Source organism: Sphingomonas sp. GW821-FHT12D09 (genome assembly GCF_058807215.1).
This window is the reverse complement of record NZ_JBXAQL010000002.1, coordinates 594834-616208: the sequence shown is the minus strand read 5'-3', so window position 1 is coordinate 616208 and position 21375 is coordinate 594834. Positions and strand designations below refer to the sequence as shown.

Annotated in this window: 17 protein-coding genes; 11 read left to right on the top strand and 6 right to left on the bottom strand. The window is 66.2% G+C overall.

Features of this window, described 5'->3' with window-relative positions; genetic code table 11:
- The first annotated feature begins 1 nt into the window (after position 1).
- The 4 genes from AC1RPL_RS12920 to AC1RPL_RS12905 all read left to right on the top strand — a co-directional run bounded on the left by AC1RPL_RS12920 (position 2) and on the right by AC1RPL_RS12905 (position 4496).
- On the top strand, positions 2-1282 hold the full coding sequence (locus AC1RPL_RS12920) for an MFS transporter (protein WP_493069698.1): 1281 nt from the start codon (positions 2-4) through the stop codon (positions 1280-1282).
- A 177-nt stretch (positions 1283-1459) separates the two neighbouring features.
- Entirely contained in the window at positions 1460-2206 is a 747-nt protein-coding gene (locus AC1RPL_RS12915) for a response regulator (RefSeq protein WP_493069697.1), read from the top strand.
- Positions 2207-2237: 31 nt separating this feature from the next.
- The gene (locus tag AC1RPL_RS12910) at positions 2238-3512 is read left to right on the top strand and encodes a HAMP domain-containing sensor histidine kinase (protein WP_493069696.1); all 1275 of its coding nucleotides are present in this window, start codon (positions 2238-2240) and stop codon (positions 3510-3512) included.
- 87 nt (positions 3513-3599) lie between these two features.
- Positions 3600-4496: a dioxygenase family protein gene (locus tag AC1RPL_RS12905; RefSeq protein ID WP_493069695.1), complete on the top strand. Its 897-nt coding sequence runs from the start codon at positions 3600-3602 to the stop codon at positions 4494-4496.
- Here AC1RPL_RS12905 and AC1RPL_RS12900 read toward each other — a convergent pair.
- From AC1RPL_RS12900 to AC1RPL_RS12885, 4 genes are all read right to left on the bottom strand, one after another.
- Complete coding sequence (locus AC1RPL_RS12900) at positions 4493-5854, bottom strand: sulfatase-like hydrolase/transferase (protein WP_493069694.1); 1362 nt, start codon at positions 5852-5854, stop codon at positions 4493-4495. The genes AC1RPL_RS12905 and AC1RPL_RS12900 overlap by 4 nt on opposite strands.
- 277 nt (positions 5855-6131) lie before the next feature.
- The gene (locus AC1RPL_RS12895) at positions 6132-6521 is read right to left on the bottom strand and encodes a response regulator (RefSeq protein WP_493069693.1); all 390 of its coding nucleotides are present in this window, start codon (positions 6519-6521) and stop codon (positions 6132-6134) included.
- A 74-nt stretch (positions 6522-6595) separates the two neighbouring features.
- Positions 6596-9067 (bottom strand): ATP-binding response regulator, encoded by a 2472-nt coding sequence (locus tag AC1RPL_RS12890; RefSeq protein ID WP_493069692.1) that lies wholly within the window; start codon positions 9065-9067, stop codon positions 6596-6598.
- Positions 9067-10290: an EAL domain-containing protein gene (locus AC1RPL_RS12885; RefSeq protein WP_493069851.1), complete on the bottom strand. Its 1224-nt coding sequence runs from the start codon at positions 10288-10290 to the stop codon at positions 9067-9069. The genes AC1RPL_RS12890 and AC1RPL_RS12885 overlap by 1 nt, the downstream gene beginning before the upstream one ends.
- 755 nt (positions 10291-11045) lie before the next feature.
- On the opposite strand from AC1RPL_RS12885, the gene AC1RPL_RS12880 reads away from it, so the two are divergent.
- From AC1RPL_RS12880 to nagA, 7 genes are all read left to right on the top strand, one after another.
- Complete coding sequence (locus AC1RPL_RS12880) at positions 11046-12449, top strand: exopolysaccharide biosynthesis polyprenyl glycosylphosphotransferase (RefSeq protein WP_493069691.1); 1404 nt, start codon at positions 11046-11048, stop codon at positions 12447-12449.
- A 135-nt stretch (positions 12450-12584) separates the two neighbouring features.
- Entirely contained in the window at positions 12585-13901 is a 1317-nt protein-coding gene (locus AC1RPL_RS12875) for a UDP-glucose dehydrogenase family protein (protein ID WP_493069690.1), read from the top strand.
- Between the two features lie 25 nt (positions 13902-13926).
- Entirely contained in the window at positions 13927-14751 is an 825-nt protein-coding gene (locus AC1RPL_RS12870; RefSeq protein ID WP_493069689.1) for a carbon-nitrogen hydrolase family protein, read from the top strand.
- A complete protein-coding gene (locus AC1RPL_RS12865) occupies positions 14748-16121 on the top strand; it encodes a glutamate--cysteine ligase (RefSeq protein ID WP_493069688.1) in 1374 nt (457 codons plus the stop codon). Before AC1RPL_RS12870 ends, AC1RPL_RS12865 begins: the two co-directional genes overlap by 4 nt.
- 280 nt (positions 16122-16401) lie before the next feature.
- Complete coding sequence (locus AC1RPL_RS12860) at positions 16402-17295, top strand: glucosamine kinase nucleotide-binding domain-containing protein (RefSeq protein WP_493069687.1); 894 nt, start codon at positions 16402-16404, stop codon at positions 17293-17295.
- Positions 17285-18166 carry an N-acetylmuramic acid 6-phosphate etherase gene (locus AC1RPL_RS12855; protein ID WP_493069686.1) on the top strand — a complete coding sequence of 294 codons (882 nt, stop codon included), beginning with the start codon at positions 17285-17287 and terminating at the stop codon, positions 18164-18166. The genes AC1RPL_RS12860 and AC1RPL_RS12855 overlap by 11 nt, the downstream gene beginning before the upstream one ends.
- A complete protein-coding gene (gene nagA / locus AC1RPL_RS12850; protein WP_493069685.1) occupies positions 18163-19284 on the top strand; it encodes an N-acetylglucosamine-6-phosphate deacetylase in 1122 nt (373 codons plus the stop codon). The genes AC1RPL_RS12855 and nagA overlap by 4 nt, the downstream gene beginning before the upstream one ends.
- Here the strand turns inward: nagA and rfbB are convergent.
- Together rfbB and rfbA are read right to left on the bottom strand one after the other, a co-directional pair.
- Positions 19281-20366, bottom strand: a complete 1086-nt coding sequence (rfbB, locus tag AC1RPL_RS12845; protein WP_493069684.1) for a dTDP-glucose 4,6-dehydratase — start codon at positions 20364-20366, stop codon at positions 19281-19283. The genes nagA and rfbB overlap by 4 nt on opposite strands.
- Entirely contained in the window at positions 20363-21247 is an 885-nt protein-coding gene (gene rfbA, locus AC1RPL_RS12840; RefSeq protein ID WP_493069850.1) for a glucose-1-phosphate thymidylyltransferase RfbA, read from the bottom strand. The genes rfbB and rfbA overlap by 4 nt, the downstream gene beginning before the upstream one ends.
- Positions 21248-21375: the final 128 nt, after the last annotated feature.

Genomic DNA, 21375 nt, shown 5'->3' with positions numbered 1-21375 from the left:
GATGACGAGCACAGACGCCGCCGCCCCGCCCCATCGCCTGCGTTCGATCCTGGGGGGATCGGCGGGCAATCTGGTCGAATGGTACGACTGGTATGCCTATGCGGTGCTCGCGAGCTATCTCGCGCCGCATTATTTCCCCAAGGGCGCATCGCAGGACATCAGCGCCTGGATCGTGTTCGCGATCGGGTTCTTCATGCGGCCGATCGGCGGCTGGATGATGGGCATCTATGGCGACCGGCGCGGACGCAAGGCGGGGCTGACCCTGTCGGTGACACTGATGTGTGCCGGCTCGCTCCTCATCGCGCTCACCCCGAGCTATTCCGAGATCGGCGTGGCGGCGACAGTCGCGCTGGTGGCGGCGCGGCTGCTCCAGGGGCTGAGCCTGGGCGGCGAATATGGCGCGAGCGCCACCTATCTCTCCGAGATGGCGGGGAAGAAGCATCGCGGCTTCTTCTCCAGCTTCCAGTACGTCACCCTGATCTCGGGCCAGTTGGTCGCACTGGTCGTGCTGCTCGTGCTTCAATCGATAATGAGCGAGGCCGACCTCAAGGCGTGGGGCTGGCGCATCCCCTTCGCCGTGGGCGGCGTGCTGGCGCTTGGCGTGTTCTGGCTGCGCCGGCGCTTGGCCGAGACCGAGAGCTTCGCCAAGCGCGACGCCGCCAAGCAATCGAGCGCGCTGGCGCTGCTGCGCGAGCATCCGCGCGAAGCGGCGATAGTGATGCTGCTCACCGCAGGCGGCACCCTCGCCTTCTATGCCTACACGATCTACCCGATCGCCTTCCTCAAGAAGACCGCGGGCTTTTCCGACACGGCGGCGACGCAGGTGAATGCGGCCGCCCTGTTCGTGTTCATGGCGATCCAGCCGCTGGCCGGCGCGCTTTCGGATCGGATCGGACGCAAGCCGCTGATGATCGCCTTCGGTATTCTCGGCACGCTGCTCAGCTACCCTATCTTCGTCGCGATGGAAGGGGCGCGCGACGGGCTCACGGCCTTCCTGCTGATGACTGGCGCGCTGGTGATCGTCACCGGCTACACCTCGATCAACGCGGTGGTGAAGGCCGAGCTCTTCCCCGCCCATATCCGCACGCTGGGCGTCGCCCTGCCCTATGCGCTGGCCAATGCGATCTTCGGCGGCACCGCGCCCACCGTTGCCCTGTGGTTCAAGCAGGAAGGATGGGAGCGCGGCTTCTATTGGTACGTCACCGCGATGATTGCGGTGTCGCTCGTCACCTATCTGCGGATGCGGGACACTGCGAGACACTCGCAGATCCTGGAGGATTGAAGAGGTATTGCTAATCATTAGCAGCTGTCCGCTGATTCTTCCGTGAGGAGACGTTCGGGGCGCCGGGCGTGGACCGGAAAAGAGGAATTACGGGTCTCCTTCCCCCGCTCCGTCTAATGTTTCCGTGCGTTGCAGCCGTGCAATAGGGGCGTTAGGTTCGCGCTCTATCTCCATGGGATGCCACAAGCAGCTTTAGCACCAGCCTTGGACTTCGAGACCCGCCTGCTTATCGTCGATGACGATCCCGGAATCCGCGAGCTCACCGCCGCGTTCCTCTCGCAGCACGGCTATGTCGTCGATACCGCATCGGGCGCGACCGAGATGCGCACGCTCGCAGCGCGGCACGATTATGCCCTGATCATCCTCGACGTGATGATGCCGGGCGAGGATGGGCTTTCCATCCTGCGCTCGATGGACCGCGAGGCGGGGCCGGCGGTGATCCTGCATTCGGTGATCGGCGAGGATATCGACCGGATCGTCGGGCTGGAGATGGGGGCGGACGATTATGTGCCCAAGCCTGCCAATCCCCGCGAGCTGCTGGCGCGCATCCGCTCGGTGCTGCGCCGCAGCCAGAATGATCGTGCGGCGCCCACCGCGGTGCCTACGCGCGCCTTCCTGCGCTTCGCCGGCTGGCGGCTCGATCCGGTCGCGCGCCAGCTCTGGGATCCGGACGATGTGATCATCAACCTGTCCGACGGCGAATTCCGGCTGCTGCTCGCACTGGTCGAGCGACCGCGCCGCGTGCTGACCCGCGACATGCTGCTCGATTTCTCGCGCGGCCCCAATACCGAGCATTTCGACCGGGCGATCGACGTGCAGATGAGCCGGTTGCGCAAGAAGCTCATCCGGCCGGGTTCGGAAGACCTGATCCGCACGATCCGCAACGAAGGCTATATGTTCGTCACCGAAGTGACGACCAAGTGAACCGGCAAGTGAACCGGCAAGCGACGCGCCCGTGATTCGGCGGTCGATCACGGTTCCGATCGTATTGCTCGTCATCGCCGCAGCGCTGATCGCGACGACGACGCAGTTCACGATCATGTTCAACGGCCCGCCGCCGGGCCCGGGGCCGCTGCCGCTCATCCGCGTCGCCGAGGCGCTGCGCAGCGGTACGGTGGCACCTACCGCACAGTCCCGGATGACGGTGACCCGCACCACCGAGGACAAGTTCGGCGAGGACAAGTTCGGCCGCGAGGACGAGCGCCCCTCCCCCGAGCGCGACGCCGCCATCGCCCGGCTGATGGGCGTACCGGCCCAACGCGTGCACGGCCTCTACCAGTTCCCGGCGCGCGATCCCGACCAGGACATGCACGGAAGCTTCACCGTGGCGCTGGAAGACGGGGGGAGCTGGATCGTCGCATCGAGCGCTTTCCGCCCCGCCTTCACGCCTTGGCACCTCGCGCGGCTGATCGGGATGCTCGTCACCCTGCTGGTGCTGTCGCTGCTCGCCTGGGGCGTGGCGCGGCGCATCTCGCGGCCTATCCGCGACCTCGCCGGTGCCGCGACCCGGATGCGATTGGGCGCGCGCCAGCCGATCTCCCACAAGGGGCCGCGCGAAGTCCACGACCTCGCCCGCGCGCTCGATTCGATGCAGGAGCGCATCCTTCTCGAAGCCGAGAATCGCGGCGCGATGCTGGGAGCGATCGCGCACGATCTGGGCACGCCTTTGTCGCGTATCGCTTTCTGGGTGGAGCAGCTGCCCGACGAGGCCCGGCTGCGCGCGGAGGCGGATATCGAGGAGATGCGCGCGATGCTGAAGGCGGCATTGCGCTTCACCCGCGACGAGCGCAGCGCGGCGCCGCATGAGAAGCTGGACCTCGGCAGCCTGGTCGAGAGCCTGGTCGACGACCTCGCCGCGGCCGGCACGCCCGTGGATGTCGAGCCGGGACCGCGCGCGGTGGTACGCGGCGATCCAGCCAAGCTGCGGCGGCTGTTCGCCAATCTGATCGAGAATGCGGTGCGCTATGGCGAGCGCGCGCGGCTGCGCTGGAGCCTGGCCGAGGGCAAAGTGGACGTGGTGGTGGAGGATGACGGGCCCGGCTTCGACCTGACTCGCGCCGACGCGCTGTTCGCACCCTTCGTGCGTGGCGAGACGTCGCGCAACCGCGAGACCGGCGGCACCGGGCTCGGGCTGGCGATCGTCCGCTCGATCACCGAGGCGCATGGCGGCGAAGTGACTTTGGAGAATCGCCAGGGCGGCGGGCGCGTGCGGGTGCAGCTGCCGGTCTGAGTTGCAACATGTTGCAACATTCGGCGACCGCGCGAAATCGCCTCGTGTGTCCGGCATGTGACCGGAGCCTTCGACCAAGGAGGCGGGATGGAAGACCATGACCTGGGCCTGGCCCATGACTTGAAGGCGATGGGCTTGCTGGCAAGCCGCCGGCGGGCGCTGCGCTGGTTCGCGGGCGCGGGCGGTGCGGCGATCCTCGCCAGCTGCGACGGCGGATCGGGCAGCGATACGGCTAGCGGCAGCACCGGCTCGACCGGCGCGACGCCTACCCCTACCCCATCGGCCACCGCCACGCCGACACCGACCGCGACTGCCACCAGCGGCGCGTGCGTGATCGATCCGACCGAGACCAACGGCCCCTATCCGGCCGACGGCACCAACACGTCCAGCGGCGTCACCTCCAACGTGCTCACTGCCGCCAATGTCGTGCGCAGCGACATCCGTTCGTCTTTTCTGGGCAGCTCGACCGCAACCGCGGCGGGCGTGCAGGTGGTGCTGACGCTTACCCTGGTCGATGTGAACGCCGCCTGCGCGCCGCTCGCAGGCTATGCCATCTATATCTGGCACTGCGACCGCGACGGGAAATACTCGCTCTACGACCTGCCGGCGGAGAGCTATCTGCGCGGCGTCGGGGTGACCGACAGCAATGGGCAGGTGACCTTCACCACCATCTTCCCCGGCTGCTACGCCGGGCGCTGGCCGCACATCCATTTCGAGGTGTTCTCGAGCCTGGCGAACGCGACGGGCGGGCGCTACGCCTCGCTGGTCTCGCAGCTCGCGATGCCGAGCGCGGCGTGCAGCACGGTCTATAACGGCGCGAGCGGCTACACCACGAGCATCCGCAACTTCGCGGGCGTCAGCCTGAACAGCGACAATGTGTTCGGCGACAATACGAACGCGCAGATCGCGCAGCAGACTCCGGTGATGAGCGGCAGCGTCGCGGCGGGCTACACCGCCACGGCAGTGATCGGCATCGCGCGCTAGGGCTGGCGCCGCCTGAACACCAGAAAGGGAACGCGGTCGGCCAGGAAGCGCTGCCGCCTTTCCTTGCTGTGGAAAGGCGGCGGGTGGTCCCCATAGACGATGACCAGGTCGGGCGGGAAAGCGGCGCTCCGGATCGACGTCGCCAGGTCGCCCAATGTCTGCGACATCCGCACATCATATCGACACAACAGGATGTCATCCTGGAAGGCGGCCGCGCAGGCCTCTCCCACGCCGCGCTGAACCGGCAGGTGCGTGTCCAGCGTCATCACGTGAACGAAGCGAGGCTGGTCGTCGAAAAGCTGGAGCGCGGCTGCAAACAGCTTTTCATCGCAGACGCCGTTGAAAGGCGTGTTGGGGCAGACGTCACCCGGCCTGTGGAGGTCGTTGTAGAAATAGGACCGGTTGAATCCCAGGGCCGGATACAGCCGCACCCGCTGGTAGAATTTTCCGCCATTCCCATGAAGCGCACGCGTGTCATAGCCGGCCCGGCGCAGGCGGTTGGGCAGGCAGGGCGACAAACGGCCATAGTCCTGCTCCGGTGGCGTACGCGTGACGCGCAGGCCGCACAGCTCCCGCATCTCCCCGGCCAACGTCGTCCCGAGCGAGAGATGCATCGAGCGCTGGACCACATAGTCGGACGCGAGGGGCCTCGTCAGTTGGCGCAGCAACGCGTCGAACTCTGCCTGACGGCGCGGCGCGCCAAGCGACTCTACTGCCACCGAGAGAATTCGGGGGGGCAAGGCCGCGACGTTCTTCACCGAGCAATCGAGCGTGCACTGCGGAAAGTCGCGAATGGGCGGCGGCGGCTCCAGCATGTCGTATACGGTGGGTTTCAACAGGCTGAAGATCGAACTGCCCGCATAGTTGACCGCCCCTGCCTCGTCCAAGGTGCCGACGTGGTCGGAGAAGAGGTCGAGCACGAAGATCATCGCCAGCACGGCGATCAGCGCGCGGACATCGATTATCCAGAAGCGACACCGGAAAAACAGCGATCCCGCCGCGATGCTGGTCGCGAAAAAAATGCCGAGGCTGGAGGTGATCAACGCCCAGGGAAGATCGCCGATCGCCGCGAGATAGTTGCCGATTCCTTCCTGCACCCAGCGATACTGCATGGCGAAGCCCCAAAGCGCATCGGCACCCAGCGCGATGCCAGTGCAAAGGACAGTCAGTGCATAGAATAGCAGCTTCGAGAAACGTAGCCGGGCGAACAGCGCCATCAGCAGTGGGATAGCGGCATAGTCGAAATCGAACGACGTTCCACCGACATCCGTCGGACGCAGGAACAACATCCTGAGCAGGCTAACGACAAAGAAGTATATTACGGGAACCAGGATCAGCAGGCTATTGCGGCTCGGCATCCCGCGCAGGCGTACCCCGCAAAGCCTTAAACCTCTTTGGTGAAAAGAAATATTCTCTCGGGACGGCGACGACATCCCTGCTGGTTACTATGGGGGCTAATCCGCATCAAGATATTCGCCGCGCGATTTCGTGACCTGTCGGAAGGCACCGCGGCTACCCGAGTAAAGTGGCTCCAGCGGCGAACCCGGTCGCCTGCGTAAGCACTGCCGAAGCACCGCAATTATCTGCGCACGTGCCGGCCTCTATAGATTGCCCACCTTCGCGTGGGCCAGCGCGCTAGAGGATCATGCCCCCGCCGCCGCGGATCGCCAGGACGCGACCGATCGAATCGAACAGCGCGTCCATCGCCACCGGCTTGAACAGCACGTCGTCGGCGCCGACCGCGAGGCAGCGTTCGCGCAGATCCACCGCGGTATCGGCGGTCACCACGATGATCGGTAGCTCGCCCTTGGCATCGCCGCGCGCGCGGATCCGCTCGATCGTCTCGAAGCCATCCATGCCTGGCATGCGCAGGTCGACCAGCACCACGTCGAACGAGTCCGCTTCGAGCATGGCCAGGCCTTCCTCGGCCCAGCTGGCCTCGGCCATCGTCGCCCCCGCAACGTCGAGCATGTCCTTCACGACCCGACGGTTCATCGGATCGTCCTCGATGAAGAGGATGTTCATGCCCACCCGCCCGTGGCGACCGGTTTCCTGGAAGTGCGCGCGCCCGTTTTTTTCATGTCCGGTGTGCTATCGCCCTAAGCCGCCCGAGATACAAGCGGGTCGCGACCACCCGCTTTTGAATTTTCTTCCGCAGCCGGAATAATAGCATTGATCAGGTCGGCGCCGGTAACGGGTTTTTCGATTATCCGTCCGCCACTTGCCGCGATCAGCTCATCAATCGTCTCCGCATCGGGCTTGAGCCACAGAACGAAGTGCGCGGTGTCCCGGCTGGCCGCGCGCAGGGTCTGGAGCGCCGATACGGGGCCTTCGGCTTCGGCCTTGAGCGTTCCTTCGTCGGCCAGGAGATGGCTGACGCCGCCGGACTCGAGCATCGGCAGCGCCTCGGCGGCGTTCGTGGCGAAGCGGAGCCGGGCAACGCGCGGCTCGAAAAGCGTACGCAGCATCGAGCGGGCGATCGGGTTCTTGTCGAGCACGATCAGATCGAGCCCGCCGGTGCTTTTGCTGATCGTCGCCGCTTCGGGCGCCTCTGCCGGGACCAATGGCAGATCGAGGATGAAGCGCGAGCCCTGGCCGTCCTCGCTCTCCACCCGGATGTCGCCACCCAGCGCGCGGGCGAGATTGCGGCAGATGGCGAGACCCAGGCCGGTACCGCCGAAGCGGCGCGTGGTGCTGGTATCGACCTGGCGGAAGCTCTCGAAGATCTCCTCGAACTTCGCCGGCGGGATGCCGATGCCGGTATCCTCGATGCTGAGCTTCAGGCGGCGGGCATCGCCTGCCCCCTCGCCGACCGCGCGCAGCGTGACTCCGCCCTTCTCGGTGAACTTGATCGCGTTGGAGAGCAGGTTGAACACCACCTGGCGCAGGCGGGCCGCGTCGCTGACGATCCAGTGCGGCGCATGGCTGAGCTCGAGCTTGAACGACAGGCCCTTGGCGCGCGCCTGCTCTTCCCAGAGACGCGTGACTTCGCGCAGCATCGCGGTGAGGTCCATCGGCGCCGCCTCGACGCTGAGATTGCCGGTCTCCATCTTGGCGACGTCAAGGATATCGTCGACCAGGGTCCGCATCGTGACCCCGGCGCCGTGCACGATGCCGATCCGCTCGCGAATCTGCGGCTCGAGCTTGGCGTCGGAGAGCATGACCTGGGTCATGCCGAGGATGCCGTTCAGCGGCGTGCGGATCTCGTGGCTGGTGGTCGCCAGGAACTCGGTCTTGGCCTTGAGTGCCTTTTCGAGCGCGGTGTTGGTCTCGTTGAGGACGATATTGGCGGCGCGCACCGTATTGCGGCTGCGGCGGATCGTGAGAAGGCCCCAGCCGAGCGCACCCATGACGATCACCGTCGCGGCGCCGATCAGCAGGAATACGATCAGCAGGTATTGAGCCTTGGCTTCGGCTTGCCGCGTCTGGAGCAGCAGGATGTCGTTCTGCTGCTTCTGCCAGTTGAATTGGGCAGCCATCAGCGCCGCACCGGTGGTGGTGGCGACCTTGCCTGCTTCGTCCTCGAGCCGTTTCAGCGCCTCGAGATGCGCGAGCGCCGCACGGGTATCCCCGACGCGCGTGAAGATCTGATAGGCATAGAAATGATCGTTGCGGAACTCGACGCGGCTATGTGCGAGGTCGATCCCGGCAAAGGCCTGGCGGATAAGCCGCAATGCCTGATCGGACTCGCCCCGCTGCGAGGCGAGCTCGGCCGCGGTCGCCAGCATGTGCCGGCGCAGCACATCGGCATCCGTTCCACGGATCAGCTCGAAGCCGCGGGCGACCGTGCGCTGGGCCGCTTCGAGCTGCTTGAGTTCGATCTGGGCACGGGCGAGGTTGCTGAGCATCCACGCCTCCAGCGCGGGCTTGCCCAATTGCCGGGCGAAGCCGATCGCGATCTCATATTCCTTGACCGCTTCACCATAGCGCTTGAGCGTCTGCAGCACGTTGCCGCGGCTGTTATGCAGCGACAGCGAGAGCACCGGATCGCCGTCATAGAGCTCGGCCGCCTGGCGGTAATATTGCTCGGCGCGGGCATCGTCATTGGCGACGCTGTAGAGCGAACCGATGCCCTGGAGCGCAATCGCCTGGCTGCGCAGCTCCTTCACGTCGCCGAAGACTCGATAGGCGTTCTGATAGCTGTCCAGCGCCTGCACGGCCTGATCCCGCGACATGAAAAGCGCGCCCTGCGACATCAGCAGGTCACCGCGCAGCTTGATCGGCCCCTGCACCGAAGCGACCAGGCGCAGCCCATCCTCCAGCAGCGGAGCCGCCTTGGCGGGTTGATCGTTGCGCAGATTCGCTTCGGCGGCCAGCCAGCGTGCCGTCGCTTGCGCAAGAAGGCGCTGGCGGGAATCGCCGAGGCGCTGCGCCAGCGTATCGATCGTGGCCGCGTGGCGCAGCGCCTCGGCCTGATCGGACATCATGCTTTCCTTGGCCGCCTTGATCTCGGCCTCTATCGCCGCCGGGAAGCCGGGCCTGGCCTGGGGCTGAGGCTGGGATTGGGCAAGCGCCGGAACTGCGGCGAGCAATGCAACGAGCGCAAGGAAATGGCGTAGGACGGCGCGCATCAGGCGCGCTTCCAGAAACTCTCGGGGCGGACGAACGACGTCGGGGAGCCACCTGCATTTTCGAGATGGGCGTCGTCGATCAGGAACTTGCGGAAGGCATCCAGCCCGAGCGGGCGCGAGATCAGGAAGCCCTGGACCATATCGCAGCCCATCACGCTGAGCAGCGCCAGCGCGGACGGCGTCTCGACGCCTTCGGCAGTGACTTCCATCTCCAGCGCATGGGCAAGGTCGATCGTCGAGCGCACGATCAGCGGATCGCGATTGCTGCTGGTGAGCTGCATCACGAACATCTTGTCGATCTTCAGCTCCTTGGCCGGCAGCTTCTTGAGATAGGCGAGCGAGGAGAGCCCGGCACCATAATCGTCGATCGCCAGCGTCACGCCGCGATCGGCAAACCATTGCAGGTGGCGGATCGCGCTTTCCGGATCGCGGATCACGGCGGTCTCGGTGATCTCGAAGCCCAGCTTGGCATCGGTATTCGCCAGCATCTCGCAGACTTCGTTGACGAAGGCGGCATCGGCCAGCAGCTGACCGGAGATGTTGACGAAGAGCAGCATGTCGAAGCCGTCTTCGCGCAGCTTGCGCTGGTCCTCGATCACCTGGCGCAGCGTCCAGATGGTGAGCCTGGAAATCTCGCCCGCCTGCTCGGCGACGGCGATGAAGTCGCCCGGAAGGATCAGCCCGCGGGTCGGATGCTGCCAGCGGACAAGCGCTTCGGCACTGGCGATCTCCTGGCGGCGGACATGCACCTTGGGCTGATATTGCAGGAACATCTCGCCATTGGCGATCGCGCGCGGCAGTTCACGCATCAAGGTGAGCTTGTCGAAAGCGAGATCGGCCCGGGTGAGGTCGAGCATCACCACCCGGCCATCGATGCGCGCCTGATCGAGCGCGGATTCGGCCGCTTCGGCGAGCAGGACCTCGTCATCCTCCACCGAAGGCGCCGCGGCGACGCCGAAATGCATCTGGAGCTGGTGTGGCTCGCCATCAAGGTCCAGCGTGCGCAGGAAACCCTTGCGGATCTGATCGATCTCATCGGCGGCGGCTTCGGGCGATTCCCGCTCGAACGCGATCTCGATGACATTGCGGCCAGCGGCGGCGATGCGGACATCGGGTACCAGCGCAGTGATTCGCCGAGCGACGTCCAGAACCAGCGAATCGGCACGGGCGCGGCCGAGATAACGGCGCAAGGACGCGAAATTCGCGATCTCGCACAGTCCCATAACGTGCCAATATCGTCCCTCGACATGGCGATCGTTGCTCGCTCGGTGGAGTTCGCTGCGGCGCGGCGCGGCGCGGCTTCCGCCCCGCACCCCATCATCGACCCGACCTTCGCGGATTCCCTGGGACAGCACAAATTCCCTCGCGATTTCCGCGTGTTCCGCGGATTTCGCGACCGCGCTGAAAGCAGCGCTGGCCGGGGGCGCCAAAGGATCTTTGCGTGCCGACATGCCCCCTAGCCCTAGGGGCTGACCCTTGAAGGAACCGTTAAATCACGCCCCCGAAACGCTTTTGATCGCGCCGATTCCGCAGAAATCCTGATTGATTCATTGTTAAGTGATCTTTAACCATCCGAATCGCGCATTCGTGCGCACCGATGGGAGAATAGAAATGTCTGCGTTTTTCACCCTTCTGTTCCGTGACGGCGGCGGCGGTAGCGAAATCCGTCCGTTCTAACGAACGTTCATCCGGGCCGGCGGTGGAGCGACCTCAGCTGAGGTCGTGCTGACCGGCCCGGACGACAAAACAGAAAGGCGGCCGACTGGCCGCCTTTTTTATTGCCCGGCTCCATCATGCTTTTATTCAGCCATCTCCGGGTTCGGCGTGCCCGCGACGCGCGCGAGCGCAGCAAGGCATCGGTACGCGAGATCGGTTGACTTGCCGGGCCGCATATCTTGTACGTGGAAAAACTGGTTTATTTGGGCTATGTTAGCGGGTCTGCACGATCCGCTACATGGCATTAGGGGGAGCGGTCTTTGTGAACCTCGAATTCGGAACCATCCGTACCGGAGAACCGGACGGCACTCAGCCGATGGGGTATGGCCTCCAGCCTGGCCGCGTGAAACTGCGGCTGCGGCTTCATCTGTCGCTGCTGGCGCTGGATATAGCAGCGATCCTCCTCGGCTTTTTCCTGGCCGGCGTGATCTACCCCCCCGGCTCCGCGCCCGAGCAATGGCTGTTCATCTCGGCGGCGATAACCCCGGTCTATGTCGCCGCGGCACTCAATGCCCGTGCCTATTCCGCGGAAGTGATCCTGGCGCCGTCGCGCGGAGTGTTCCGCTCGGCTCGCGCCTTTCTCCTTGCCGCCGGAATCGTGATCCTCGCCGCGTTCTTCCTCAAGGCCAGCGAAAGCTATTCGCGCGTCACGCTCGCCCTGGGTTCGCTCATCAGTCCCGTCCTTCTGGCGATCGTCCGCGACATCTTCCTGCGCAAGGCGCGCAAGATCGTCGGCGGCAATCCCTATAATGTCGCGCTCATTTCCGACGGCTCCTATCCGATGCCGACCGAGGGCTTCTCGCTGATCATCGGCTCCAGCGACATGCTGGACCCCGCCGACGATTCTCCCACCATGTTCGACCGGCTGGCCATGGTATTGAACGACGTCGACCGCGTGGTAGTGGTCTGCGCAGCCGACAGCCGGCAGCGCTGGGTTCGCGTACTGAAGGGCGCCGGTATTCAGAGCGAGATCGTCGCACCCGAGCTCATGGCGTTGGCCCCGCTCGGCGTTCGCCAATGGGGTGATTCTCCGACACTGGTGGTAGCCGATGGTCCGCTCTCGAAATTCGACGCAGCTTTGAAGCGGGGCTTCGACCTTGTCGTTTCCAGCCTGGCACTGATCGCGCTCTCGCCCCTGTTTCTCGGCCTCGCGGTCCTGATCAAGCTGGAGAGCCCGGGCCCGGTATTCTTCGTGCAGCGGCGGATCGGCCAGTCGAACCGGCAGTTCAAGATGTTCAAGTTCCGCAGCATGCGCAACGACCTGCTGGATCACAGCGCCGCTACGCTCACGACGCGCGATGACGCGCGCGTGACCCGGATCGGAAAATTCATCCGCAAGACCAGCATCGACGAGCTGCCCCAGCTGTTCAACGTATTGTTCGGCCATATGAGCATCGTCGGCCCCCGCCCGCACGCGCTGGGCGCGCGCGCGGCGAACAAGCTCTATTGGGAAGTGGACGATCGCTACTGGCATCGTCACGCCGCCAAGCCCGGCCTGACCGGGCTGGCCCAGGTCCGCGGATTCCGGGGCACCACCGATCATGAGTCGGATCTTACCAACCGGCTTCAGGCGGACCTCGAATATCTCAACCACTGGTCGATCTGGAAGGATCTGAAGATCATCGTGAGGACGTTTGGCGTGCTGGTGCACGAGAACGCCTATTGAGGGCGCCTTGCAGCGGGCGGGAGCCCGCCGCAGGGCCGAAGCCCGCGTGGCAAGGGGAAGTTACAGCACCGCCCCTTGCCCCGGGCGCTGACGTCGCTATCTGCGCGTCAGAGTTTCTTCCCAAGGGGATCCACGTTGCGCATCGCGATGATCGGCACGGGCTATGTCGGCCTGGTTTCTGGCGCTTGTTTCTCGGACTTCGGCCATGAGGTCGTCTGCGTCGACAAGGACGCGCGCAAGATCGAGCTGCTTCACCAGGGCGTGATGCCGATCTACGAGCCGGGCCTCGACGCGCTGGTCGCGTCCAATGTGAAGGCAGGCCGCCTCTCCTTCACCACCGATCTGGCCGAAGGCGTGAAGGATGCCGACGCGGTGTTCATCGCCGTGGGCACGCCGAGCCGCCGCGGCGACGGCCATGCCGATCTCTCCTACGTCTTCGCAGCCGCGCGCGAGATTGCCGATAACCTGACCGGGCCGGCGGTGATCGTCACCAAGTCGACCGTGCCGGTAGGCACCGGCGACGAAGTCGAGCGGATCATGCGCGAAGTGGCGTCGGGTGCCGGCGCCAAGGTCGTCTCCAACCCCGAATTCCTGCGCGAAGGCGCGGCGATCGAGGACTTCAAGCGCCCGGACCGCGTCGTCGTCGGCACCGATGACGAGGAAGCGCGCGAGGTGATGCGCGCGATCTATCGCCCGCTCTCGCTCAACCAGTCGGCGCCGATCCTGTTCACCGGCCGCCGCACCAGCGAGCTGATCAAGTACGCCGCGAACGCGTTCCTGGCGGTGAAGATCACCTTCATCAACGAGATCGCCGACCTCTGCGAGGAAGTGGGCGCCGACGTGCAGGAAGTCGCGCGCGGAATCGGCATGGACAATCGTATTGGGGGCAAGTTCCTCCACGCCGGCCCCGGCTATGGCGGCTCGTGCTTCCCCAAGGACACGCTGGCGCTGCTCAAGACCGCCGGCGACAACGAGACGCCGCTGCGTATCGTCGAGGCCACCGTGCAGGTGAACGACGCTCGCAAGCGCGCGATGGGCCGCAAGGTCATCAAGGCGATGGGCGGCGACGTGCGCGGCAAGACCGTCGGTCTGCTCGGCCTGACCTTCAAGCCGAACACCGACGACATGCGCGACGCCCCGAGCCTCTCGATCGTCGCGGCGCTGGAAGATGCCGGGGCGACGGTGAAGGCCTATGATCCGGAAGGGTTCGAACAGGCCCGGCCGCTGCTGCCGAACGTGGAGTTCAGCGACAGCGCCTATGCCGCGGCGGACGGTGCCGATGCGCTGGTGATCGTGACCGAGTGGGACGCGTTCCGCGCGCTCGACCTGGGCCGCGTCAAGTCGTTGCTCAAGACGCCGCTGCTCGTCGACCTGCGCAACATCTATCCGCCCGCCGATGCGGCGCGCGCGGGCCTGACGCTGGTCGGCGTCGGCAAGCCGAAGCGCGGCTGAGCCAGTCCTTCCGGGGGAAGAAAAGATGAAGGCCAGCCTGCTGCAGATGACGAGCGGGATCGATCCGGCAGCCAATGCGCGGACGGTCGCGGATGGCGTCGCGCAGGCGGCGGCGGAAGGCAGCGCGATGCTGTTCACCCCCGAAATGTCCGGCCTGCTCGACGGCAATCGCGAGCGGGCGCGCGGCAATGTGGTGGAGGAGGACCAGGATCGCGTCCTCGCCGCGGCCCGCGAGGCGGCGGCGAAGCACGGCGTGTGGGTGCATCTCGGCTCGCTTGCCGTGAAGAGTGCGGGCGACAAGTTCCTCAATCGCGGCTTCGTGATCGACGGCAGCGGCGAAATCCGGGCGAGCTACGACAAGCTGCACCTGTTCGACGTCGACCTGCCCACCGGCGAGAGCTGGCGCGAATCCAACACCTATTGCCCTGGCGAGCGCGCGATCGTGGTGGATACGCCGATCGGCAAGCTCGGCCTCGCCATCTGCTACGACATGCGCTTCCCGGACCTGTTCCGCGCGCTGAGCGATGCCGGCGCCACCGCCCTCGCCGTCCCTGCCGCCTTCACCCGGCCGACCGGCAAGGCGCATTGGCACCTGTTGCTGCGCGCGCGGGCGGTGGAAGCCGCAGCCTTCGTGATCGCGGCGGCGCAGACCGGCGTGCATGAGGACGGCCGCGCCACCTATGGCCATTCGCTGGTGATCGATCCCTGGGGCGACGTGCTGCTCGACATGGGCGAGGAAGCGGGGCTCGGCTCGGCCGAGATCGACCCTGCCCGCGTCGAAGACGTCCGTTCGCGCGTTCCCGTCCTGCGCCACCGCCGGCCGATCCCTCCCGTCGAGATTTTCGCATGAGCACCAAGACTGAAAACACCAAGGTGTCGGCGCCGATCGAGGATCGCCAGCAGCTGATCGACTATTTCGCCGGGGGCGAGAAGGCGAAGGAGCGCTGGCGGATCGGCACCGAGCACGAGAAGTTCGTGTTCTCGACCTCGGATCATCATGCGCCCAGCTATGACGAGCAGGCGGGCATCCGCGCGCTGCTCGACGGGCTGACCGTCTATGGCTGGAAGCCGGTGCTCGAGGGCGACAATGTCATCGCGCTTTCGGGTCCGGACGGCACGGTGAGCCTGGAGCCCGCCGGCCAGCTCGAGCTTTCGGGCGCGCCGCTCGAGAGCCTCCACGACACCTGCAACGAGACCGGGCGCCACCTGGAGCAGGTCAAGCAGGTCGGCGACAGGCTGGGGATCAACTTCCTCGGTCTCGGCATGTGGCCCGACAAGACCCGCGCCGAGCTGCCGATCATGCCCAAGGGCCGCTACGGCATCATGCTGAAGCACATGCCGCGCGTGGGTTCGCTCGGCCTCGACATGATGCTGCGCACCTGCACGATCCAGGTGAACCTGGATTACGCCACCGAGGCGGACATGGTGCAGAAGTTCCGCGTCGGGCTGGCGCTGCAGCCGCTGGCGACGGCGCTGTTCGCCAATTCGCCCTTCACCGAAGGCAAGCCCAACGGCTTCCTCAGCTACCGCTCGCATATCTGGTCGGACACCGACCCTGCGCGGACCGGCATGCTGCCCTTCGTGTTCGAAGAAGGCTTCGGCTATGAGCGCTATGCCGAGTACGCGCTCGATGTGCCGATGTACTTCGTCTACCGCGACGGCAAATATATCGATGCCGCCGGCCAGAGCTTCCGCGACTTCCTGAAGGGCGAGCTGCCCGCCTATCCCGGCCACAAGCCGACGATGGACGACTGGGCGGACCACCTCTCGACGGCGTTCCCCGAAGTGCGGCTGAAGACCTTCCTCGAGATGCGCGGTGCCGATGGCGGGCGCTGGGGCCGGATCTGCGCCTTGCCCGCCTTCTGGGTGGGGCTGCTCTACGACCAGGGCGCGCTCGATGCGGCCTGGGATCTGGTCAAGGGCTGGTCGATGGAAGGCCGCGAGACGCTGCGCAGCTCGGTGCCCAAGCTGGCGCTCGACGCGCCGCTGCCGGGCGGCGGCACGCTCAAGGACATTGCCGGCCAGGTGCTCGACATCGCCGGGGCGGGGCTCAATGCGCGGGCACGGCTCAACCCGTCGGGCGACAATGAATCCGGCTTCCTCGATCCGCTGCGCGAAGTGGTGCGCACCGGCAAGGTGCCCGCGCAGGTGCTGCTCGACCGCTATAATGGCGACTGGAACGGCGATATCGGCCGCGTCTACGAGGAAGCGCGCTTCTGAGCGAGGCCGAGCATATGAAATCCTTGCAATGTAGGATTTCGCCTGCTCCACACTGGCAGATGCAAGCCGCCTTTCCCTCCTTCGTCGATTGCGTCTGCCATCGGCACCTCCATGGGAAGGGGAAAGCGGGCCCCCGTAGCGTAAACTTCGTAAACTTCCGCGCGGTGCGACCGGCTTGGCTCAACTGTCGATCCGCTGTGGAACCGCCCATGCCCGCGGACTATGGGCTGGCCGCCGCTGGGCATGGCGCAGGCCACCCCGCCTGCTGTAGGGAATGAACATGGCTTATTTCCTCGGCATAGACGCGGGCGGCAGCCATTGCCGCAGCCGGCTGACAGACGAGCGCGGGACGATCCTGGGCACGGGCGAGAGCGGACCGGCGAATACCCGGATCGGAATCGAGCGGCTTCACGCCGTGCTGAGCGAGGTTATCGCGCAGGCGATCTCCGTAGCCGCGCTCGAGCCAGACCAAGTCGCGACGATCCAGGCGGGCATGGGCATTGCCGGCATCACTCGCACCGGCATGCGCGAGCAGCTGGCCGCCCTACCCTTTCCGTTCACCGACATCACCTTCGCCACTGACGCGGCGATCGCCAATCTCGGCGCGCATGGCGGCGCGGAGGGCGCGACGCTGATTATCGGCACGGGCAGCGTCGCCGAAGTGCGCGTGGGCACGACCAGCTTCACGATCGGCGGCTATGGCTTCCCGATCTCGGACGAAGGCAGCGGCGCCGCGCTGGGCCTCAGCGCGATGCGCCACGCGCTCCGCGCTCTGGACCAGCGCAGCGAAGTGACGCCCCTCAGCCACGCCGTCACCGCCGGCTTCGGCCATGATACCGCGCGCGCCGTCGCCTGGATGGATGCAGCGACGCCGAAGGACTATGCCGCCTTCGCCCCGCTGGTGATGGACTATGCCGAGAACAACGACGCGATCGCCCGGTCGATCGTCGAGGACGCGGCCCAGCATATCGAGCGCTTCATCGAGACGATCTTCGCGCGCGGCGCGGTGCGCTGCGCGCTCGCCGGGGGCCTCGCCATGCGGATCAAGCCCTGGCTGCGCGCGCGCACCGTCGCGCGGCTGACCGACGCGGTCTCCGATCCTCTCGACGGCGCGCTGCTGCTCGCCGGCCTGCCCACCAAAGCCTTGCCGACCCGGAAACCCGATGCCGACTGAAACCACCGACCCCCGCTATCGTGAGATCGACCGCTGGCCGACCGAGACTGCGGTGGAAGCGATGCTGGAATCCCAGCTCGCGGCGATCGCGGCGCTGAAGAGCCAGACGGCCGCCATGGCCGCGGCGATCGAGGCGGCGGCAGAACGGCTGCGGCGCGGTGGGCGCATCGCCTATGCCGGTGCCGGCACCTCTGGGCGGATCGGCGTGCAGGACGGTGTGGAGCTCACCCCCACCTTCAACTGGCCCTTCGAGCGCCTCGTCTTCGTGATCGCCGGCGGCCCGGCGGCGCTGACCCGCACCCAGGAAGGCGCCGAGGATAGCCGCGAGGCGGCGACCGCATCCGTCGCCGAGGAAGAGATCGGCCCCGACGACGTGCTGATCGGCGTCGCGGCAAGCGGGCGCACGCCCTATGTGATCGCCGCGCTCGAGGCTGCACGCGCAGCGGGCGCGCTGACCATCGGCGTCGCCAACAATCCCGACACGCCGGTGCTGCGTGCCGGCGAGCATGCGATCCTGGCCGATACCGGTAGCGAAGTCGTGGCCGGCTCCACCCGGATGAAGGCAGGCACTGCGCAGAAGGTAACGCTCAATCTCATCTCCACCGGGATCATGTTGCGCCTCGGGCTCGTTCACAACGGGCTGATGGTCAACATGCAGGTCTCGAACGCAAAGCTGCGCCAGCGCGCGATCCGCATGGTCGGCACGCTGGCGGGTGTCGAGGCTGGGCCAGCCGAGGCCGCGCTCGACGCGGGCGAACGCGACATCAAGACCGCCGTGCTGGTCGCCCGAGGGCTCGGTGCGGACGACGCCAGGGCACGGCTGGCGGCAGCACAGGGCAGCTTGGGCGGCGCGCTGGACACGCTGGCGTGAAGGCATTCGTCAACGCCCGCATGCTGCTGAGCGAAGGCTGGCGTGACGATGCCTGCGTTGTGGTGGAAGGCGACCGGATCGCGGCGATCCTGGGGGAAACGCCCACGGGCGCGGAAGTGATCGACCTGGGCGGCGGCACCCTGCTTCCCGGTTTCATCGACGTGCAGGTCAATGGCGGCGGCGGCCGGCTGTTCAACGACGATCCGAGCGTGGAGACGATCCGGGTTATCGCCGAGACGCACCGGCGGTACGGAACCACGGGACTGCTGCCGACGCTGATCAGCGACGACCTCTCGGTGGTCGAGGCCGGCATCCGCGCCGTCGATGCGGCTATCGAGGCAGGCGTGCCCGGCGTGCTTGGCATCCATATCGAAGGGCCGTTCCTCAATCCCGTACGGCGCGGCATCCATAGCGAGAGCAAGATCCAGCCGCTGCAGGACCATTTCCTCGCGCTGCTGGAATCGTCCACGCGCGGCAAGACGCTGGTGACGCTGGCGCCCGAGGCGGCGACACCCGAGCAGGTCGCCCGGCTGGTCGCGGCCGGCGTGATCGTCTCGGCCGGTCATTCCGATGCGCCCTATGAAACGGTGCGCGACGCGATCGACAATGGGCTGAGCGGCTTCACCCATATCTTCAACGCCATGTCTCCCCTGCTCAACCGCGCGCCCGGCATGGTCGGCGCGGCGCTGGAAGACCCCGATGTCTTCGCCGGGATCATCGCGGACGGCTATCATCTCCACCCGGCGACGCTGCGCGTGGCGCTGCGTGCCAAGGGACCGGAGCGGCTGATGCTGGTGACGGATGCGATGCCGAGCGTCGGCAGCGACGAGACCATCTTCCTGATCCACGGACGCGAGATCCACCGCGACGGCGACCGGCTGCTCGGTGCCGACAATACGCTGGCGGGCTCGACGCTGACCATGGCGGGCGCGGTGAAGGGCATGATGGAACAGGGCCGCGTAGGGCTCGACGTGGCGGCGCACATGGCCTCGGCCACGCCCGCGGCGTTCCTCGGGTTGGGCGGCCGGCTGGGCCGGATCGCGCCGGGCTACCGCGCCGATATGGTGCTGGTGAACGATGCGCTGGAAGTGACGCGCAGCTGGATCGGCGGGGTCTAGAGAACCCCGAGCCGCTCGCCCTGATAGGCGCCCGTGCGGATCGGTTCCCACCAATCCTTGTTCTCGAGATACCAGTCGATCGTCTTCGCAAGCCCGGTCTCGAAGGTCTCGCGCGGCTGCCAGCCCAGCTCTGCCTCGATCTTCGAAGGGTCGATCGCGTAGCGGCGGTCATGACCGGGACGATCGGCGACGAAGCGGATCAGGTCGCGGTGGCGCCGCCCGCCGACACGGGCATCGAGCAGGTCGCAGATCGCCTCGACTACCTGGAGGTTGGTCCGCTCCTGCCGTCCCCCGATCAGATAGGTCTCGCCGCTGCGTCCCCGGGTCAGCACCCGCTCCAGCGCCTCGGCATGATCGTCGACATGGAGCCAGTCGCGGATGTTCGCGCCCTGGCCGTAGATCGGCAGCTCGCGGCCCTCCATCGCATTGAGGATGACGAGCGGGATCAGCTTTTCGGGAAAGTGGCAGGGGCCGTAATTGTTCGAGCAGTTCGACAGCACCACCGGCAGGCCATAGGTCTCGTGCCAGGCGCGGACGAAATGGTCCGATGCGGCCTTGCTCGCCGAATAGGGCGAAGACGGCGCATAGGGCGTGGTCTCGCTGAACACGCCACTGTCGAACGGCAGGTCGCCGAACACCTCGTCGGTGGAAATGTGGTGGAAGCGGAAGGAGGCGCGCTTCGCCTCGGGCATGCCGCGCCAATGCTCCAGCGCGGCATCGAGCAGGCGGACGGTGCCGAGCACATTGGTCTCGACGAACGCAGCCGGGCTGTCGATCGAGCGATCCACGTGCGTTTCGGCAGCGAGGTGCATCACGCCCTCGATCCGCTCCTCGCGCATCAGCCGGCGAAGCTGGGCCGCATCGGCGATATCGGCGCCGACGAAGCGGAAATTGGGCTTGTCCATGACGCTGCGGAGCGACGCCATATTGCCGGCATAGGTGAGCTTGTCGACGCAGACGACGCGGTAGCGCTTCGCCACCAGCAGCCGGCACACCGCCGAGCCGATGAAGCCGGCGCCGCCGGTGACCAGGATGCGGCGGATCTTCGGCGCAGGCGTGCCGACCGGCTCGAGGAAGCTCATGCGGCCGCAGCCTCCACGCAGCGGCGCAGGTACCGGGCATAATCGGTCTTGCCCATCGTATCGGCCCGGGCGAGCAGCGTCTCCGCGTCGAGATAGCCGAGATCGAAGGCGATCTCCTCCGGACAGGCGATCTTGATGCCCTGCCGATTCTCGATCGTACGGACGAAGCTGGCCGCGTCGTGCAGGCTGTCATGCGTGCCGGTGTCGAGCCAGGCATAGCCGCGACCCAGCCGGTTCACGTTGAGCGTGTCCTGGTCGAGATAGACCGAGACCACGTCGGTGATTTCCAGCTCGCCGCGCGGGGAAGGCTTGAGTGTGCGGGCGATGTCGACGACCTGATCGTCGAAGAAATACAGGCCAGTCACTGCCCAATTGGACTTGGGATCGGCGGGTTTCTCGACCACGCTGGTCGCCTTGCCGGTCTCGGCGTCGAAGGTCGCGACGCCGTAGCGCTCGGGATCATCGACCTGATAGGCGAAGACGGTCGATTGCCCCTGCGCGGCCAGCTCGGCGGCGGCGCGGCCCTTGGCGGCCAGGCCGTCGCCATGGAAGATATTGTCCCCCAGGATCAGCGCGGCGGGACCACCGTCGAGGAATTCCTCGCCGATCAGGAATGCCTGGGCGAGCCCCTCTGGCTCCGGCTGCTCGGCATAGGTGAAGTTGATCCCGAAGGGCGATCCGTCCCCCAGCAACAGGCGGAACATCGGCAGGTCGCGCGGGCTCGAGATGATCAGGATGTCGCGGATGCCGGCAAGCATCAGCACCGACAGCGGATAATAGATCATCGGCTTGTCGAATACCGGCAGCAGCTGCTTCGAGATCGACAAGGTTGCGGGGTACAGGCGCGTGCCGGCACCGCCCGCGAGGATGATCCCCTTCACGGGCCGGCCGGTAGCCGGTGCGGATGCGGACGAAGCGGACAAATTCCCTCCCCGGCGCCAGAGCGCGAAAAGGCGCGGCGCACAGGGCCTTGTGCGCCGGAATTGGTTCAAGAACTGCTAACCGAGAG

Coding starts and splice junctions, on each gene's coding strand:
- AC1RPL_RS12860 (WP_493069687.1), top strand. CDS start 16,402: ATGGCTTATTTCCTCGGCATAGACGCGGGCGGCAGCCATTGCCGCAGC.
- rfbB (WP_493069684.1), bottom strand. CDS start 20,366: ATGAGCTTCCTCGAGCCGGTCGGCACGCCTGCGCCGAAGATCCGCCGC.
- AC1RPL_RS12895 (WP_493069693.1), bottom strand. CDS start 6,521: ATGAACATCCTCTTCATCGAGGACGATCCGATGAACCGTCGGGTCGTG.
- AC1RPL_RS12900 (WP_493069694.1), bottom strand. CDS start 5,854: ATGCCGAGCCGCAATAGCCTGCTGATCCTGGTTCCCGTAATATACTTC.
- AC1RPL_RS12890 (WP_493069692.1), bottom strand. CDS start 9,067: ATGCGCGCCGTCCTACGCCATTTCCTTGCGCTCGTTGCATTGCTCGCC.
- AC1RPL_RS12870 (WP_493069689.1), top strand. CDS start 13,927: ATGAAGGCCAGCCTGCTGCAGATGACGAGCGGGATCGATCCGGCAGCC.
- AC1RPL_RS12920 (WP_493069698.1), top strand. CDS start 2: ATGACGAGCACAGACGCCGCCGCCCCGCCCCATCGCCTGCGTTCGATC.
- AC1RPL_RS12855 (WP_493069686.1), top strand. CDS start 17,285: ATGCCGACTGAAACCACCGACCCCCGCTATCGTGAGATCGACCGCTGG.
- AC1RPL_RS12905 (WP_493069695.1), top strand. CDS start 3,600: ATGGAAGACCATGACCTGGGCCTGGCCCATGACTTGAAGGCGATGGGC.
- AC1RPL_RS12865 (WP_493069688.1), top strand. CDS start 14,748: ATGAGCACCAAGACTGAAAACACCAAGGTGTCGGCGCCGATCGAGGAT.
- AC1RPL_RS12915 (WP_493069697.1), top strand. CDS start 1,460: ATGCCACAAGCAGCTTTAGCACCAGCCTTGGACTTCGAGACCCGCCTG.
- AC1RPL_RS12885 (WP_493069851.1), bottom strand. CDS start 10,290: ATGGGACTGTGCGAGATCGCGAATTTCGCGTCCTTGCGCCGTTATCTC.